The sequence below is a fragment of the Aliikangiella litoralis genome (assembly GCF_052495765.1).
In genome coordinates this window covers 1,097,501-1,117,156 of the sequence record NZ_CP199292.1, presented here as the reverse complement: position 1 = coordinate 1,117,156, position 19,656 = coordinate 1,097,501, and the positions used below count along the sequence as shown (strand labels likewise).

Annotated in this window: 8 protein-coding genes and 2 rRNA genes (1 of these 10 running past the window's edge); 3 read left to right on the top strand and 7 right to left on the bottom strand. The window is 34.3% G+C overall.

The features are described 5' to 3' along the window. Positions 1–14: 14 nt before the first annotated feature. From ACT5E3_RS04875 to pabB, 3 genes are read right to left on the bottom strand one after another with little or no spacing between them, the layout of a single operon-like run. The gene (locus ACT5E3_RS04875) at positions 15–1,676 is read right to left on the bottom strand and encodes a class I adenylate-forming enzyme family protein (protein ID WP_444997184.1); all 1,662 of its coding nucleotides are present in this window, start codon (positions 1,674–1,676) and stop codon (positions 15–17) included. Next, positions 1,660–4,233 carry an AMP-binding protein gene (locus ACT5E3_RS04870; RefSeq protein ID WP_444997183.1) on the bottom strand — a complete coding sequence of 858 codons (2,574 nt, stop codon included), beginning with the start codon at positions 4,231–4,233 and terminating at the stop codon, positions 1,660–1,662. The genes ACT5E3_RS04875 and ACT5E3_RS04870 overlap by 17 nt, the downstream gene beginning before the upstream one ends. Next, positions 4,230–6,467, bottom strand: coding sequence for an aminodeoxychorismate synthase component I (pabB, locus tag ACT5E3_RS04865; protein WP_444997182.1), 2,238 nt, complete (start codon positions 6,465–6,467; stop codon positions 4,230–4,232). The genes ACT5E3_RS04870 and pabB overlap by 4 nt, the downstream gene beginning before the upstream one ends. A 666-nt stretch (positions 6,468–7,133) precedes the next feature. Between pabB and ACT5E3_RS04860 the strand changes: the two genes are divergently transcribed. The 3 genes from ACT5E3_RS04860 (at position 7,134) to ACT5E3_RS04850 (ending at position 15,289) form a co-directional block, all read left to right on the top strand. Beyond that, the gene (locus ACT5E3_RS04860) at positions 7,134–8,327 is read left to right on the top strand and encodes a 4-hydroxybenzoate 3-monooxygenase (RefSeq protein ID WP_444997181.1); all 1,194 of its coding nucleotides are present in this window, start codon (positions 7,134–7,136) and stop codon (positions 8,325–8,327) included. Between the two features lie 424 nt (positions 8,328–8,751). After that, positions 8,752–14,376, top strand: a complete 5,625-nt coding sequence (locus ACT5E3_RS04855) for a PAS domain S-box protein (protein ID WP_444997180.1) — start codon at positions 8,752–8,754, stop codon at positions 14,374–14,376. Positions 14,377–14,413: 37 nt separating this feature from the next. Continuing rightward, positions 14,414–15,289 (top strand): diguanylate cyclase, encoded by an 876-nt coding sequence (locus tag ACT5E3_RS04850; protein ID WP_444997179.1) that lies wholly within the window; start codon positions 14,414–14,416, stop codon positions 15,287–15,289. Here the strand turns inward: ACT5E3_RS04850 and ACT5E3_RS04845 are convergent. The 4 genes from ACT5E3_RS04845 to ACT5E3_RS04830 form a co-directional block, all read right to left on the bottom strand. Continuing rightward, positions 15,282–16,841 (bottom strand): sensor histidine kinase, encoded by a 1,560-nt coding sequence (locus ACT5E3_RS04845; protein ID WP_444997178.1) that lies wholly within the window; start codon positions 16,839–16,841, stop codon positions 15,282–15,284. The two genes, ACT5E3_RS04850 and ACT5E3_RS04845, sit on opposite strands and share 8 nt — an antisense overlap. A gap of 13 nt (positions 16,842–16,854) precedes the next feature. Next, a complete protein-coding gene (locus ACT5E3_RS04840; RefSeq protein ID WP_444997177.1) occupies positions 16,855–17,985 on the bottom strand; it encodes a response regulator in 1,131 nt (376 codons plus the stop codon). Between the two features lie 388 nt (positions 17,986–18,373). Then, positions 18,374–18,489 (bottom strand): 5S ribosomal RNA (gene rrf / locus ACT5E3_RS04835). Between the two features lie 165 nt (positions 18,490–18,654). Continuing rightward, positions 18,655–19,656, bottom strand: a 23S ribosomal RNA gene (locus ACT5E3_RS04830) (it continues 1,892 nt past the right edge of the window).

The following is a 19,656-nucleotide window of genomic DNA, read 5'->3' as shown; positions in this document are numbered from 1 at the left end:
TTATTTCTTAAAACTTAAGCAAACTCTACTTCATTTAATTCCACAGTCTCTTTTTGTTTCATTAAATCTTCTCTTATCTGCTTTTTAAGTACTTTACCGGTCAGTCCTCTTGGTAAGCTTTGAGAGGCAGTTAGCACTTCAATTTCAAAAGATGGCAGTCCGCTAAATTCATTTTTTATAGCATCACGAACTTCTTTTTCTTCAACACTTTTGCCAACAATGGGTTCCACAATAATAAGTGGGGTTGTTTCTTTTCCATTGTTTTTGCCCACCACAACAGCTTCATAAACATTTGGAAGTTTCAGAATAGCTTCTTCAATAGGAAGTGAAAATACTTGGTGACTGTTGGTTTGTATAACATCAACTCCTCTATCCATATGATAATATTGACCGCTTGAATCTTTATAAACGATATCTCCAGTCCACCACCAACCATCAATGTAAACCCCATGCAATTTATCATGAGCATTCCAATAACCTTTAAATAAAGTAGGACCTTTAACCATTAACCTCCCTGGTGTACCGACAGGCAATGCATTTCCTTCAGCATCAGCAATTTTAATTTTTGGACTAAATGGAGTTGGTTTGCCAACACAACGTTGAAATTGACGAGTAGATGAATAGCTTACTTTCATAAATGCAGCAAAACCAACCTCTGAGGTACCAAAAAATTCAGTGTAAGCAGAGCCTATAATTTTTTTATTAAAAATTTTGAGAAAAGCGCCATAGTTTGTTAACTTTTTAATATGAGCTTCATGGCTTGAGTCACCTCCAGCCATCCATATTTTCATTCTACTTAAGTCATATCTATCTAAATTTTGTGCACACATTTCAGAATAAATATCAGGAAAAGCTAGCATTAAAGTAATTTTTTCTTGCTCGATCAGTTTTAATAATTGAACCGGGTTTTCATCTGAAGGAACAAAAGTAGGCATTCCGGTTGTTAAAGTTGCAAATATTGAAGCCTGAGTAATATGATGATTAGCAGGTGATGCAGCTAAAAAGTAATTATTTCGTGTTATAGGTTGTAGTTTTAGTTGAGCTTTTGTGCCACGGATCATACTATGAGAGCCATGTAAAACGCCTTTAGGAAATCCGGTAGTTCCTGAAGTGTGAACAATAATCACATCATCGTGTTCATGAATTTCGACTGCAGAGAAATTTTCACTCATCGAGCTTAATGTAACCTCACCTTCATCAGCACCTAATAATTCTATTCCTCGTTTTCCTGTTTTTATTGCAGAAATAACACTATTTACTATCATTTTTGAATCAAGTTTACTCACTGAAAACTCATCAACAAAAACAAATCGACAACCGGTATCTTCAAGATATTTATTGAGGTTATCACTCGACATATTCCCATTAACAGGAACAGATATTGCGCCACACCGATAAATAGCCAAACTCAATATTAAATAATCAACTCCTGCGGCTTTACATATAGCAACCCGATCAAAACGTTTAACCCCAACACTAACTAAATAGTTAGACAGTTGATTAACCACCGATTTTAATTTACCAAAAGTTAATTCATTGCCAGTTATTCCTAAATGCTTTTGACTACCGCTAAATTTTAATATCGTAAAATCTTTTCCATATGCATCTACCGCTTTATCCAACGCATTGGATACAGTAAGAGTTTTATCAAAAACAAACTTAATTCGATGCCACATAATTTTCCTCCAACACTTTATCTGATTTAAAATTAGCGTCTCTAAGCTGGTGTCTTTGCAGCTTACCAGTCACTGTTTTTGGTAATTCATTAACAAACTGTATTAAGTGAGGATACTTCCAACACTCTAGTTTTTCTTTAACAAAATCCTTTAGCTCACCAACTAACTGTTTATGATCTTGGCGATTTGTTACAACAAAAGTTTTTGGTCGAGTTGTAGTTTCTGAGTCGCCAATAGGAACGACTGCTGCTTCAATAACATCAGGGTGTTCTAATAAAACATTTTCAATTTCTTGAGGTGAAACCCATTGACCTGAAACTTTTATGACATCATCAGCACGCCCAAAGTAATAATAAAATCCACTTCTATCACGTTCGAACATATCATTTGTACAATACCAACCATCTTTAAACCTTAAGTCGGTAATGTCAGCATCATTTTCATATCGACTTAGTAATGCAGGCCCCTTTAACCATAAAGTTCCAATTTCACCGCAAGAGCAGATAGCACCTTTTTCATTAATAATTTTTGCATCAAAACCGGGTATAATTTTTCCCGTAGCTCCGCGTACACTTTCATGCCCCGGAATATTGGTTAAATATGTACTATAAGCTTCTGTTGAACCTAAGCTATCTAAAATAGGTAACCCAAATTTAATTTGAAACTTTCTATTCAACTCAGCAGGTAAGCGATCTCCAGCCGAGACCAAACAACGTACTTTTTTCAAGTCATTTTCCTGTAAGCTTTCATGAGCAAGTAAGAATTGATATACAGTTGGCACTGCATATAAAACACTTGGTTGATAACACTTTATCGTTTGAACAATATTTTCAACCGCTAACTTTTTCGGCGGCAATATTGTTGTTGCACCGTGATAAAGCGCGTTAAAAACATTATGCAAACCAAATGAAAAACTCATTCTTGAAAGAGAAAGTGTACGATCACTAGCATTTAAATTTAACACTTGAGCAGCATAACGCTCTGCCGCGACTATAAAATCTTGGTGTCGATGTAGTATTAACTTTGGCTTACCAGTAGTACCGGATGTAAACATTCCTATAGCAAAATCTAGAGGTCTTGTATAAGCAGGAGTCCATTCAATAGGTGTAGTATTTTTTCGATTGACTAATTCTTCTAAATTAGTAGATAAGCAAGTTGCCTGCAATTGATTTATAGTATCTTCACTAACTAAACTCAAAAATTCAACATCACCAATAATTGAATCAATTTTCGCTGAATTGATAGCATTAACAATACTTGCTAATTTTAAGAGTGGATTGATAATAATTACCGTACATCCAATATAAATAAGAGACAATAAAACAATGACAAACTGAGAACTATCAGTTGCAACAATAGCGACTCTTGTGCCTGTTTCTATTTTTGAGTTCAGTAAATTACACACACACTGATTCAAAACAGACTTTAACTCACTGTATTTCAAATCACCTGAAGAATGGCATATCGCATTTTTATTCATATCCAATTTTTCAGCAATTGCTAAAATGCGTTCGGCAAAATTCATATGTGATAAATGCTTCTTTTCTTTAGCAAATAAAATCGCATCAATTGAAATATCGTCATACCACTTATTAATAGAGTTAATTTTTCTATTTATTTTCTGTAAGAAAGCATTACTTTCTAAATGCTTTACTTTTGAGTTTTCATTTGATTTTTCATCAAAACTTATACAAAGACCACTATCAATTATTAACTGGTTGAAATAATACTCTTGTTTACTCTGATCTCTATGAGGTTTATCTAAGAAGTTTATTGTTATTTTTATTGCTGAAGTCGTGACAGTTATAAACTCACGTAAAGATATTTTCAGTTGATAATTAATTGCTTCTACCGAACTTTGTTTAAAAGACTCATTGAACAGCCTGTTTTTTATATTCTGATCAAATGTTGAAAATAATAAAAACGCGTTCTTAGGAAGAAACAATTTTAAAGAGCCTTCAGTGATTTTTTTTGAAAAACTAATAATACTGAAAATATAGCGATTAAGAGGACTATCAACAGCATCAACATATTGACCAGTTTCTGATATCAAATTTGCAAAATTAAATTCTGTCGTTTTATAACAAGTTTTTCTTTTATCTTTTTCTAGAAGGTTATCTGCTTCTTTGATATTCGAGCCAAGCTTTGCCTTAACATAACCGCTTTTTTTAATAATATGACTCGTTATTAATTGAGGACAAGACAAACTTAATGTTGTTTTACTATCGGCACCTAACTCCCATGTAGTCACATCATATTGACAAGCATCTACAGCTGAAAATAGCTTTTCAACTTGACTAATATAATCATAACCTCTTGTATCTGAAGGAGCAGAATATACCGTAAACTTATTCAATTGATTAACAGATAAGAGTTCATCATCTTTTCTTGCTAAAGCCCTCAACTGATTTCTAAGATGTATTTTCAGATCACCAGCTTTATTATCTTCTCTTACTACTAATACAGCCTTCTTAGTTATGGGTTTTGTAATAATAGTTAATAACAAACTAATTAGAGCATAATCTATTTCGCCAACGACTATATGATACTTACTCACGCTTCTACTCCTTCTTCTATCTCAAAGGAACCTTTAACATATTGAAAAGATTTATCTACAGTAGTTTGAGTAATAATTTCAATAGGCTTTTGATAATCTTTACCATTAACCTGATAGCAGGTTTCATCACCAGTCGTATATTTTGCAACAGCCTTCATTAATGCTCCTCCCTTAATTAAAATCTCCTCAAACTCTTCTTCTGCATCAGAAAGCCATGTAACTGCTCCACCAACACCAATTTCAATTCTGTCCGAATCAACAACTAACGTTCTAATTGCAACATTAAGTTCACTTGCTCCATTTAAAGACATATAACCAATTGAGCCTGAATATATTCCTCTTGCCGAATTTTCAAGTTGATCAAGTATTTCTAAAGTTCTTTTTTTAGGCGCCCCGGTCATTGATCCAGGAGGAAAGGTCGAATTAAATAACGAGGCTAAAGATTCATCTTCGCGTAACCTTCCACGAATCGTTGATACGAGTTGATGCACCGATGCATAAGTTTCAATTTGCATTAGTTTTGGAACCCAAACAGAACCAGCTTCACACACTCTATTTAAATCATTACGCAAAAGATCAACAATCATTAAATTCTCAGCATGGTCTTTTTCACTGTGAGTTAAATCATCAATTAAAATTTGATCTTCTATTTCAGTATTTCCTCTCTTACGGGTACCTTTTATCGGTTTTGCTTCAACAACCATGTTTCTACCCACACTTATAAACTTCTCAGGTGATGAGCTTAAAATAGAAAACTCGGGACTATGTAGATAAACGGATCTTGGTGCAGGATTAATTTCTCTCAATATGCGGTAGAGAGAAAGAGGTTCAGCGACCTTAAGCTTCGAAGACAATCGGTTAGTCATGCATATTTCGTAACTTTCTCCCCGATGTATATACTCTTTACATTGTTCTATTTTTTTAACATAGCTATTAACATCATCCTCTAAATCAAACTCAACAACTTCTACAGGCTTTATATTTAATTCTGTATTATGAATAAGTTTTGAGTTTTCATTAGAAGAGAAACTATCAACTTGAGATAGTTGATTAACCATGCGCTCAATCCATTCATCAGCAGAATCTGTCAAGTCACATACTTCTTCTTTTTCAATAGCTACAATATAAATCAACCCCGTTTTATGATCAAAGGTAATAAATCTATCAACAAACATACCCGCAGCATCAGGATATTTTGACGCGTGTAGATTTGAAACAAACTCTGTTTCAGATTTTAATTCATACCCTTGATATCCAACCAAACCACCACAAAAATCAAATGGTAACTCTTCTGTCCCTTCTACTTTTTGGGATAATACATCTCCTACAAACTCACTATATGTTTTTGGTATTGTTGAAAGCTGACCATGCTTATCAATATAAATACTTTTTTTATCTACTGAATATGAAAACCAAAACGCATGAGGACCAGAAGTATCTCCCATAAATGAATATCGCGCTTCGGAATTATTTGTACTACTAGAATCTAACCAAAAACTATATTTTGATTTTTTATAAAAATAATTAAAAACATCTACAGAAGAAGCTTTTATATCTAGTTTTAAATGCTTGCATAACCAATATTTAGTGTGAGTCGACTGTTTATTAACAGGTAAATGTTTGATGTCATCATCAAATAGAAACAACCTTTTTTCTTTTGATAGATATGATTCTGCTAACGCTTTAAAATTACTTATAAGTTGCCGGCCACATTCAGAATAAATTGATTCAGGGTGAAACTGCACCCCCCAAATTGGTTTTTCTCGATGTTCTACGCCCATTATTAATCCATCTTCTGTAAATGCTGTGCTAATCAAAGATTCAGGTAACGGCTGTAAAGCAATTAATGAGTGATATCTGATTATTTCTAATGGATTGGGTAAATTGTGAAAAATTCCTCTTCCTCCATGCACAACTTTACTCATTCTTCCATGAAAAGGTACGTCAGCGACATCTACTTTCCCACCATGATTAGCAACAATGGCTTGATGACCGAGACATATGCCCAATAAAGGTTTCGTTGTACTATTAATTATCTCTTCACAAATTCCGATATCACCACTGTTATATGGCGATCCTGGACCAGGCGAAATAATAATTGCATCGAATTCATCAGTAATAACATGATGGTTATTATTTTTTACGACGGTAGGTAATACACCAAAAACTTCACCAATATATTGGTATAGATTAAAGGTAAAGCTATCGTAGTTGTCTATTAATAAAACTTTCACAATAATATTTTTATTTTTTAAAGAAGTAATATAGCAGTCCAATCAATGATTATTGTTAAAACAAAAAATTAAACATGCCTTCCATTCATCAAGAGAAATTCCATTTTTTAAAGAGGCCACTTCCATATGCAAGCTAGCGACTTCAAAAAAAACATAAAAACTTATATGTTTATTTTTAACAAAACAAAATTACGTTTCTCTTTCTTAAATCATTCTAGCAATGGATTTTTTTTTAAACAATACAACTTCAATGAAACAAATGTGACACTAATCACATGAAAAATAAAATCACACATGTACTTTATATAAAAAAATAAAATCAATTATTTAAAAAGAGATAAACAACAACCAAACACACTTCATATAAAATATATTCTAGAGATAACACCTGAAACAATAATTATTCTTTTACTTAATTTATAAAAATTGACAAGCAAATATATTTTTTCACTTGCAATATTCGCCACAAAAAATACAATCAAGAATAGTTTTTACTCAACCTTAAATAGGTTGACGCATAGGCATAGCAATAAACATAAGAGTGAATCGACACAACCACAAGCTATTAAATTAATTTTTTATAAAACATCTAAATAATTCAGTAAAATTATCTTTATTTGTTATTAATAAATTTTATTAAGTAGTTATTTTTTAGGTAAGGAAAAAATGAAAACAAAAACTCAGGTGTGTATTATAGGAGCAGGACCATCAGGATTAATTCTCGCCCATATTCTTCAACAAGTTGGTATAGACTCTATAATACTTGAGAAAAATAGCCGAAATAAAATACTTAATCGCGTGCGCGCAGGTATTATTGATCAAAATACAATTGATGTACTTAAGACAATAGGTTTTTCTCATGTTTTTAAAAAACAGGGAGTAATACATGAAGGTTTTAACTTAATATTTGATAATCAATGCCATCGTATTGATGTTAATGAATTAACAGGAGGACGTAGTGTAGCACTACATCCTCAACAAGAAATCGTAAAAGATTTTTTATTTCACAGAGAAAGTTTAGCGCTACCTATATTATTTAATGTTTCAAATGTAACAATCAAAAATTATGAAACCTCTCCTCAAATATCTTTTAACATTGAAGAAGAAGATTATAATATCAGTGCGGATTTTGTTATTGGTTGTGATGGTTATCATGGCGTCAGCAGAGCAACGATCCCTAAAAGAGAAAGACCCGAATTTTTTAAAGATTATCCCTTTAGCTGGTTAGGCATTTTAACAGAATCTCCAAGAGTATCTGAAGAACTGACCTATGCATCACATAATGCTGGCTTTGCATTGATTAGTAGCAGATCACCTAAGATACAGAGAATGTATTTACAATGTCCCAAAAATTCAACATTAGAAGAATGGGATGATGAAAGAGTATGGAGTGAACTGGAGTTAAGAACGGCTAGTGATAGCAATATATCTCTTATTAGAGGAGAAATAATAAAGAAAGATATCGTATCGATGCGAAGTTTTGTTTGTGAAAAAATGCAAGCAGGAAGGCTTTACTTAGTCGGTGACGCCGCACATATCGTCCCACCATCTGCTGCAAAGGGACTGAATTTAGCTGTATCAGATGTTTGCCTTTTGTCTACAGCAATACAAGATTACTATCAAAATAACTGTTCTAATTTATTAAATCAGTATGAAGGCGAAGCATTAAAACGTTTTTGGAGAGGAGAAGAGTTTTCTAATTTTGCAACCAGGTTATTTCATAAACCTGTTAATGGTGACTCATTCGATATCAGGCAACAAACTTCAGCACTTCGTTATATGATAAACTCTCGGGCTGCATCAAAATCTTTTGCAGAAAACTACTCAGGAATACCTCAAGACTTTTATAGTAACTCATAAAAGTCTATAATTTTATTCACTTTTAGTATAAAAAGTTTAAAAATAAAGACATATGACCCAATATCATAAGTATTTACAACATAATGATGAATCATACGGAAGCGCTATAGATTTTTTCTTTTATAATCACCTCTACAAGCTATATAATTCTTTGCGGTAAACTACTTTAAAGTTAAAATTTATCATTCTATATTTAATACAACATTTTTCTACCAGTAAGAATTCTTAACGGCTAATACACCAGATTTTTAATTACTTGAAGATTAAATTAAAGCGACTATGCTTAATAAATAATGATTATTGAAAAATGTATATCTCATTGAAAATTATGGTTTTTTCTTTTCTCCACTAAATAGAAAGCAAGTCAAAAATAAAATCTCAATTGGTTAATTAACATTTTTCAACAAAGACTTAACCAGCATATATGGCCCCAAATAGACAAAGTCAGCTTCTAAAAGTTGGAAAAGCAAAAATACCTCAAGCCATTCTGGTTCCAGCGGCAGCTTTTTGCTTGACATTACTTGTTGCTTTTGTCATTAGCATCAACTTTTATATTGATAGTGAGAAGTTAATTAAAGAACGTGCTTTAAAAGCACTTGAGACAGAAGCAAGCTTATTTCAACCACTGTTGAGCACTTTATACCAACAAGCAGTTAGCGATTCCTATTTCTTAGCTCAAACGCCACCAGTTCAAGCAATGATCGATTCAATTAACACCAAAGATTCAGAACAATATGAACTCTGGAAAAACTTACTGGAGCAAACATTTTCTCAATTAATCATTAACCGAAAGAGTTACATAAAACTTAGACTTATTGGAGTAGCTAATAATGGAAAAGAATTGATTAATGTGACTAAAAAAAATGAGCAAATCATCATTATTCCTTCAAATAAGCTACAAAGTAAAAATCATCGTGAATACTTTACAGAATTAATGAAACTTGATGCTCAAAACATCTACTTTTCACCAATAAATCTAAATCGTGATAATGAAAAAATCACTACTCCTATTCAACCAGTATTAAGAGTAGGCATACCAATATTTGACAAAACTTCAAAGCAACGTTTTGGTATGCTCATTATTAGTGTTGACTTTTCATCACTGAAGGATTTATTAATCAAAGATTCCAACCAAGATTTTCAACTTTACTTAACAAATCAACAAGGTGACTTTTTGATTCACCCTGATGACAGTAAAACTTTTGGTTTTGAATTTAATTCAACTTATCGAATTACAGATGAGTTTAAGTCACTAGGCTATTATATAAAAGAATGGAATTCTATCAACAAAGATAATGTACCTCATGAAAAAGCCTTACCAGAGTTAAATGGTCATCTATCTAAAATAGTACTTGGTACAAAATCTCAAAACAATTCATTCTACCTATTTCTTAAGAATAAAGAAGATTCTATGCAGTTTTCTTTAGCTGCTTTAAGAAACCGTAGTTTGATAACAGGAGGAATTCTCGCACTTATTGCATTAGTCTTTTCTGTCTGGGGTTCTAGACGACTTCTTACGCCATTAGAAAAAATAACTATTTCGATAGAAAAACTCGAAAAAGAAGGTGTACTTGGTGAGCTACCGGTAAGGTCAAAAGATGAAATAGGAGTGCTTGCACGTAGCTTCAACAATCTAATGATACAAAAGAACATTAGTGATAAACAATTAGTAGAACGACAATTTGCATTAGATCAACACTCAATCGTTGCCATAACTAATACCCAAGGAGCAATTACTTATGCCAATCAGAAATTTGCCGATATAAGCGGCTATACAATCAAAGAATTGATTGGTAAAAATCATCAGCTATTGAATTCAAATAAGCATAGTAAACAATTTTTTAAAAGTATATATAAAACAATTACCAGTGGAAATGTTTGGTCTGGTGAGCTATGTAATCAAAATAAACAAGGAGAGGACTATTGGGTTGATACGACTATTGTTCCAATTTTAGATAATAATAATAAACCTGAAAGTTATATTGCAATAAAAACAGATATTACAGAACTAAAAAAGGTAGAAGCAGCACTTCGAGCCTCAAATACTTTTGCTCAATCAATTCTAAATGCGGCTGAATTTTCAATTATATCTACTGATACAAATGGACTAATAAAAAGCTTTAATCGAGGAGCAGAAAAACTTTTAGGCTATCGTGCTGAAGAAATGGTAAATAAACAAACGCCAGCAATAATTCATGTCGTTGATGAAGTAATAGAATATGCTGCGGAATTAAATAAACTTTTAGGTTATGAAGTGCCACTTGGTTTTGAAGTTTTTATTGCCCGAACCAAAACAGGTCAAAGTGATGAACGAGAGTGGACCTATGTAAGAAAAGATGGCTCTACTTTTCCAATTCAGTTATCGGTTTCAGCACTCACTAATGAAAAAGGCGATACGGTTGGGTATTTAGGCATTGGTAAAGATATTAGCGAGCAGAAAGCTTCACAAATTGCGCTAGAAAAAAGCGCTCAGAATTTAGCATTAGTAATACAGAGTACAGGAGTTGGAACTTGGGACTGGAATATTAAAACAGGAGAGACACAATTTAATGAACGCTGGGCATCAATTATTGGTTATCAATTAGAAGAACTCCAACCAATATCTTTTGAAACCAAACTAGCCTATACACATCCGGATGATAAAGAACGTTCAGAACGTGCACTTCAAGCACACTGGCAAGGAGAAACAGAATTCTATATTTGCCAATCAAGAATGAAACACAAAGCAGGATATTGGGTATGGGTAGTAGATACTGGGCAAGTTGTTGAAAGGGATGAGAGAAACAACCCTGTTAGAATGATAGGTACCCATCTTGACATCACAGAAAGTAAGCTATCAGAAATAGCGACTATTGCAGCCAGAGAACTCGTTGAAGCAACACTTGAAGCTTCAGACAATGGTATTTTGGTAACTAATAGTCATGGTGAAATTCTTCATACTAACAGTCAATTTCTTGCACTATGGAATATAGATCAAAAAACAATAAAAGAATCTTCCGAAAAACAACTATTAAAAGCAGCCTTAGCACAACTCAAAAAACCTAAAGGTTTTATCGAAAAAATTAATAAACTTTTACTCGACGGTGAAAAAAAATCTTTTGATTCTTTATCCTTTATTGATGGAAGAACTTTAAAATGCAATTCACACCCTATGAAAATTGAATCTGAAGGTATCTGCCGTGTATGGAGTTTTAGAGATATTACGCAACGAGTGCTCGTCGAATCCATTCAAAACCGTCAGCTGGAAAGAGCAAATGCAAAATTAAAATTAGCAGAAATACTGAATCAACAAAAACCTCTGAAAGAACTGATTAATGATGCAATTAATATGTTGTTTAACTTTGAGTTTATTAGCATTCAACCTAAAGGCGGTCTTTTTATGGCTGATAATAAAAATAAGCGCTTAGTGATAAGTAACATTTGTGGGAAGTTTTCTGATACTTTTATTAAAGATATGCAAACTGTTTCTTATGGCAGTGGGCTTTTTGGGCAGGCCGCACTTTACAAAGAAATTACAACATCAGATGATTGCTTCACTGACAACAATCATTCTCACCCTTGTCCTGAGATGAAAGTACACGGTCACTATATCATTCCCATTGTTAATCATTCATCTAATCAGCAAGAAGTTCTAGCTGTACTCTTTTTATATACAGAGCCTTATCCAGATCGTAGCAACTTACAAGTCGCTTTCTTAAATGATATTGCTGAATTGTTTGCGTTTAAATTAATTAATGAAAAAGCCAATGAAAAATTGGAAGTAGCTAAACAACAAGCCGAAGAATCAGCTAGAACTAAAAGCGAGTTTCTTGCCAGTATGAGCCATGAAATAAGAACACCTATGAATGGTGTTATCGGTATGTTAAATCTATTGCTTAATACCTCATTAACTAATGAGCAGTTTAGAAGAGTTCGTCTTGCTCGTTCCAGTGCAAATTCATTACTCAGCTTGATTAATGATATATTAGACTTCTCAAAAGTCGATGCTGGAAAAATGGAATTAGAATTTGTTGATTTCGACCTTAGAAAACTACTTGGTGAATTTGCAGAATCACTAGCACTTAAAGCACAAGAAAAAGGAATAGAATTAGTGCTTGATATGACCAACATTGACCTTTCACTTGTTAAAAGCGATCCAAACAGGCTCCAACAGATATTAACTAATCTAGTAGGAAATGCGATCAAATTTACGAATAAAGGTGAAATTGTAATTAGAGCGAGTATTGAAAAGGAAACAGATGAGCAATTAATTTTTAATTGCCAAGTTATTGATACAGGCATTGGAATTTCTTTAAAAAATCAGAAAAAGCTTTTTAATGCTTTTACTCAGGCAGATGCCTCAACGACACGAAAGTATGGAGGCACAGGACTAGGCCTCAGTATTGTAAAAAAGCTTTGTCAATTGATGGGAGGAGATATTCAAGCATCAAGTGAATTAGGTAAAGGAAGCAGTTTTAGTTTTAGCTTAAAATTAAAACAAAGTAAACGTTCTACAAAAGTTTTACCAAAAGTTGCAATTGAAAAGCTTAATATTTTGATCGTTGATGATAATTCTACCAATAGAAAAGTTATTCGTACTCAATTAGAAAGTTGGGGCGCAAGTGTGTTTGAAGCAGAAAATGCACTCCAGGCTCTGGACATATGTCATGAAAGCTTAAACAGTTCTCAACATTCTTTCTTTGACATAGCCCTAGTTGATATGCAGATGCCAGGCATGAATGGCGCGGAGCTTGGTAAAAAATTAAGTCACGATCAACGATACAAATCAATGAAACTTGTTATGATGACCTCCATGAGTAATCAGGGTGATCAACAATATTTTGCCCAACATGGTTTTAGCAGCTACTTTCCAAAACCCGCTACAACAGAAGACCTTTTTATGGCTTTATCCGTGGTCAATAATAATGAAGATACTTTAATATCCACAAAGCCACTTGTTACAAAAGAATATCCTTTATTAGCTGACAAAGAGGACGTCAACACACTTTATCCTTTGAATGAGCAGTCAACAACCTGGCATAGTGAATTCAAAATATTACTTGTTGAAGATAATAAAATAAACCAAGAAGTAGCTCTTGGTCTTCTTGAAGAAATAGGTATTTCATGTCAAGTTGCACAAGATGGTTTAGATGCGCTAAACATACTAACAAATACATCATCAAAATTACCTTTTGCCCTCATACTCATGGACTGCCAGATGCCTAGAATGGACGGTTATGAGGCGACTAAGCGAATCAGAAAAGGCGAAGCCGGTAGTGCAGCCAAAGAATTGCCTATTATAGCAATGACCGCAAATGCAATGATAGGCGATGAGGAAAAATGCCTCACTGCAGGTATGAGCGATTATATTAGCAAACCCGTTGATCCAGTTTTATTACTTAACAAGCTAGAAAAGTGGTTTCCTAAAGAAATGAAGGCGAAAAATATTACTCTTAAAAAAACTGAAACAAAGTCAGAAATATCAGCAAATATGCTTTGGAATAAAGAAGCAGCCTTAAAGAGAGTTATGGGAAAAGAAAAAATATTTAATCGGTTAATTGAGCTTTTCATAAAGGACATTCCAGGTCAAATTGTTCAATTGAACAAAGCGATAGATATGCAAGATAACAAAAAAATTCGTCACCTAGCTCATACATTTAAAGGTGTGGCGGCTAATATTGGAGCCGAAAAATTACAATCCGTTTGCATTCAATTGGAACAATCTGCAAAAGAAGACAATATTTCAGAATTTACTCTCTTATTTGAAGATTTTGAACGAGAAGCAATAGATATCTTAGAACATCTAACTCAATTTATTAATGATGATACTAAAAATTCATCTTCACCAAAGTCAGCAGAGCTTTCATCATTGATAGCATTCATCGATAAAATAGCCCCAAAAATTGAAAACAGAGAGTATATTTCTTTAGAGCAATTAACACCTTTAGAAAATCACTACCCAGGGAAAGAGTTAAACGCTAAAGTAAAACAATTAAGCCAATTAATCCAAACTTTTGAATTAGACAAAGCAGCGTCTATAATTAAAGATATCAGGCAATTATTATGTTAATTAATAATTGTTTTAGGCATCAGGTAGTTAATAAAATATGACCAATCCTATTCTACTTATCGTTGATGATCAACCGGCTAACATTCAGATGTTGGCTACAATTCTACAAGATAATTATCAAATAAAAGTGACAACAAATGGTAAAGACTGTTTAAAGATAGCTAACAATTCGCCTCAACCTGATCTTATTTTACTTGATATCGAAATGCCAGATATGAATGGATATGAAGTGCTTAGGCAACTTAGAGCTTCACAGGTAACTATTGATATCCCTGTGATTTTTGTAACAGCTAAAGTTGATTATGACGATGAAGAAATGGGATTAGAGCTAGGTGCTGTTGACTATATCACTAAACCAATTCATCCTGCAATAGTGAAAGTCAGGGTGAAAAATCAAATTATGATTAAACATCAAAAAGATCAACTTATACAAATGGCACTACATGATCAACTAACTAAGCTTTATAACCGTCATTACTTAATGGAAACAGCACGCTTAAAAATAGCAAAGTCATTGCGCCATAAAGTTCCTGTATCAATAGCAATTATGGATCTTGATCACTTTAAACTAATTAATGATAACCACGGACATGAGATAGGAGATAAAGTTTTAATTGCAATTGGAGAGCTACTATTAGGACATACTCGCAAAGAAGATATTACTGCTAGAATAGGCGGAGAAGAATTTGTTATTATTTTTGATCATTGTAATCAAATAGATGTTGAAGTAAAAGCGAACCATCTAAGAGAAAAAATTGAACAGTTAAAACCTCAGCAATTAAATATAACGGCCAGCATTGGAGTATCACAGCTTGATTTCAATGGTGAAACATTAGAACAATTACTTAACCGTGCAGACAAAGCTTTATATCAGGCAAAAAAACAAGGCAGAAACAAAGTTATTGCTATTTAGCTTCAATAAAATCAAATAGAAGTTTAATTTCTAAACCTTTTGGTTTAAGCCTTTCAACTAGCATCTCTCCGCCGAGCAGTGAACATAGTAACTTTCCATAATAAAAACTAATACCCCGCCTAGAATTTTTATTTTTTTTAATCGCATTTTTAAAGCTTAAGTTTCTGCTTAACTGCTTTATTGCTTCATCGTTAAGTTGTTGACAGCTATCAGATAATGTAATACAAACTTGAGTACCTTTTTTAGATTTTTCTAAACTTCCAATGACAGTAATACTTCCAGTTTGCATTTCTTCAATAGCATTTGTAATTAATGAACTAACAAGAAGGTTTACACGTTCATAATCACAGGAGAATCTTTGTTCTATTTTGTTTTCAAAAACAAAATTAATATTACCTAGACTTAATATGGAATGAAAGTATGATTTTTGTTTAGAAATAATATGATCAAAATTAATATCATTATAATGCAGGTTTTCTAACTGTCTTCGAGAGATTCTTTCTAAGTCAATCCCCATTTCGATTAGGCTGGATAACTTCCAACTATTTTTTTGAATTCTTGTGCAAATTTCAGATTCTGAACTTGAAGATTTATCATTTTGTTCAGAAAGTTTTTTAGCAAGTATACTAGAAAAACCTTGTATAGCATTAAGTGGCGTTTTTAATTCGTGACCAAGAACCGATAAAAATAGCTTTTGAGCTTTATCTTGTTTAGCTAACATTTCCAAGTTTAATATCATTTCAACAAATCTTTCAGACAACAAAATAAATGTTGCCAAGCTGTCTTGGATCCGGCCAAACTTATCTGGTTCGTGAATAGGTAGTCCAGCAAGAAGTATTGATATGCCAGATGCGTTTAGTTCAAGAATATCATCATGACGCACAACTCTTTCTTCATGAGAAGACTTATTAATTAAACGATGGAGATCAGGATCAATATAATTATTCGTACCGTAATATCTAGCACTGTCATTAGTATCAATTTTTACGAGTGCAAACTCACAAGAAACCTCAATAAATTCAAGTATTGCAGTACCAAGCTCACTAAAACGGCTAGCAGATATGGCTGTTTCCGCAAATTTAATCATTTTACCTAAATCACTTGCATCAGTCATTGCTAACATAGCCATTTGACTAGCTTCTGAAAGTTGCTGGGAAGTCTGATGCTTTTCCATTTTGTAAGCGATATGATCTGATATGCGAGTTAACATTATCAACTTACTTGGGTTGATAAGCACTTCTTTTGCACCATTAAGATAGCAATTTTCGACTAATTCGGCATCATTATCAATAAGACTAATAATAATTGAACAATTGATATTGGTTGTAATACCATCAAGCTTTAGCTTCTGTTCAAACCATGGCTGCAGCCAATTTTCATGAATCACTAAAACATCAATTTCGATTTGATTATCTTTTATTTCTTTCTTTAAAAAGTCAAGCTGACTCGAGTTTGTAATATCGTATATTTGCGCAGAGGTATTTTCTAATTCCTCTGCAGTTTCTTTATAGCTATGATCAGCAAGCCAAAGTAAATTGGTTTTTCTATACATGATGACTAAAGCCTTAATTTCCCTTTTCTAATAAATCATAAAGCGCCTCAAGTATGACACCTAGTTCCGAATCAAGTTTTTTGGTATCTTCATTGCTTTCATTAAGTTTAATTGAAGTCCGATCTGCAAGCTGTATCAGTTTTCTTTCTTGATCATCATCGAGCCCAAGGCTAAAAAGCATACTTTCCAGTTCGTCGAGCATTTGCTCCATCGACTTATTAACCATTTCTGAATGTTCATGGATTTTCTTACTTGTCAATTTAATTTGTTTCTCAGCAAGCTCTACCACTTTTTTCAAAAGTTTACTCTTTTGCTTTTCAATTAAATCTCTAGCGTTTAAAGTTTGCAGTCGGCCATTAGCAATATCCTCAAGTACAGCAAGATGATCCTTCAACCTTCCATACCTTGTATCATCGTCAAGTGGCATATTTTTTACCAAGAGCGCCATATTTTCACTCCTGATAACCGTACGGATCCCTCTATTTGTGACCCGCTCAGGACTATCTAAAAATCGACTTAGTAACTTTGCTTCAATACTATCTTCAGCACACCCAACAACAATAGGGGGGCTATCTACCACCAAAGCAGAGGCCTTCAAACTAAAGCTAGAAGCAATATCAATAATTGCTTGTCCTACTTCATACTTAGAGTCAATTTGCTGTACATTTTTTACAAACTGAATAATTTGGCCAAGTTCGCTACTAGAGGTCATAGCTTCCATCGCCACATTAATTGCAGCTGATGCATCACTTTTGGCTTTAACAATTTCTTGAACTCTTTGTAGACGAAACTCTACTTTTTTTAATAATTCTTCACCATCTACAGGTTTAGTAATATAATCATCGGCACCAGCTTCAAAACCAGCTAAGCGTTCTTCTGCGCTATCAAGTGCAGAAACAAAAATGACAGGTATACCCTCGGTTTTTTTATTTTTTCTAAGATTAACACAAACCTCATATCCCGTTAGCCCAGGCATATTGACATCTAATAAGATTAGATCAGGCAAATTTTCTAATACATAATCAAGACAGGCACGCCCAGATTCGACTTCAATGACAGTATACTTTTCCTCTAAAAGCATACTTAACAACAATCTATTGTCCTGAGCGTCATCTACAATCAAGATCGTATGGTCATTAGACATTTTGAAGCTCCATTAACAAAATATGGCGTGAATACTCATGCATTAGTAACGGCTAAAATTCTAGTATTTTAATTTTGAATCAACAAAATAAGTGTAGTATTTATTCATAATTTTGCTGAAGGAATATTTCAGGTGGTAAAACTTAACGAATATGCTCCAATCCTTTTTATCATCGAATGCCTATATAATTAGTCGATTTAAAATAAATAAAACTTCAATTAAAAATCTTTTCGAAATAAGCACTATCAACTTAGTACTTCCCCTATAACGCCTTTCATTAAAGAGTTAACAATCGTCATTAAAGGAAACAACGAGTATAAAAAGATAAACCCATTCTAACTCGCATAAAAAAAGGCCCAATCTTTCGATTGGGCCTCTTCAAATAAGCGCCTGGCGTTGACCTACTTTCACATGGGGAAACCCCACACTATCATCGGCGCTGAACGTTTTCACTTCTGAGTTCGAGATGGGATCAGGTGGTTCCCGTTCGCTAATATCACCAGGCAAAACTGTTACTCAAGCCTCTCAGCTTAAGCTGTTAGTTCTGCAACTAACCAAATTGTTACAATCTTAATAAAAACAAGTACAAGCTAGGTTTTCTTCAACAACACTATTCGTAAAATGACAATTCACTCTATAATCACACCAAACAAACCGCTTGGGTGTTATATGGTCAAGCCTCTCGGATCATTAGTACAAGTTAGCTCAATGCCTCACAGCACTTACACACCTTGCCTATCAACGTCGTAGTCTTCAACGTTCCTTATGAGAGCTTAAAGCTCTAGGGAAATCTTATCTTGGAGGGGGCTTCCCGCTTAGATGCTTTCAGCGGTTATCCTGTCCGAACATAGCTACCGGGCAATGCCACTGGCGTGACAACCCGAACACCAGAGGTTCGTCCACTTCGGTCCTCTCGTACTAGAAGCAGCTCTCCTCAAATTTCCAACGCCCACGGCAGATAGGGACCGAACTGTCTCACGACGTTCTAAACCCAGCTCGCGTACCACTTTAAATGGCGAACAGCCATACCCTTGGGACCGGCTACAGCCCCAGGATGTGATGAGCCGACATCGAGGTGCCAAACACCGCCGTCGATATGAACTCTTGGGCGGTATCAGCCTGTTATCCCCGGAGTACCTTTTATCCGTTGAGCGATGGCCCTTCCATACAGAACCACCGGATCACTATGACCTGCTTTCGCACCTGCTCGACGTGTCTGTCTCGCAGTCAAGCACCCTTATACCATTGCACTAAACTCCCGATTTCCGACCGGGATTAGGGTACCTTCGTGCTCCTCCGTTACTCTTTGGGAGGAGACCGCCCCAGTCAAACTACCCACCACACACTGTCCGCGACCCAGATAATGGGTCTGCGTTAGAACTCAAAACATACCAGGCTGGTATTTCAAGGTTGGCTCCACGATGACTGGCGTCACCGCTTCAAAGCCTCCCAGCTATCCTACACAAGCAGGTTCTAAGTCCAGTGTGAAGCTATAGTAAAGGTTCACGGGGTCTTTCCGTCTAGCCGCGGGTATACGGCATCTTCACCGCAATTTCAATTTCACTGAGTCTCGGGTGGAGACAGTATGGCCATCGTTACGCCATTCGTGCAGGTCGGAACTTACCCGACAAGGAATTTCGCTACCTTAGGACCGTTATAGTTACGGCCGCC

Bases quoted from the DNA above. Each gene is read 5' to 3' on its own strand.
- ACT5E3_RS04855 (WP_444997180.1), top strand. From the start codon at position 8,752: ATGGCCCCAAATAGACAAAGTCAGCTTCTAAAAGTTGGAAAAGCAAAA.
- ACT5E3_RS04845 (WP_444997178.1), bottom strand. From the start codon at position 16,841: ATGTATAGAAAAACCAATTTACTTTGGCTTGCTGATCATAGCTATAAA.
- ACT5E3_RS04875 (WP_444997184.1), bottom strand. From the start codon at position 1,676: ATGTGGCATCGAATTAAGTTTGTTTTTGATAAAACTCTTACTGTATCC.
- ACT5E3_RS04840 (WP_444997177.1), bottom strand. From the start codon at position 17,985: ATGTCTAATGACCATACGATCTTGATTGTAGATGACGCTCAGGACAAT.
- ACT5E3_RS04850 (WP_444997179.1), top strand. From the start codon at position 14,414: ATGACCAATCCTATTCTACTTATCGTTGATGATCAACCGGCTAACATT.
- ACT5E3_RS04860 (WP_444997181.1), top strand. From the start codon at position 7,134: ATGAAAACAAAAACTCAGGTGTGTATTATAGGAGCAGGACCATCAGGA.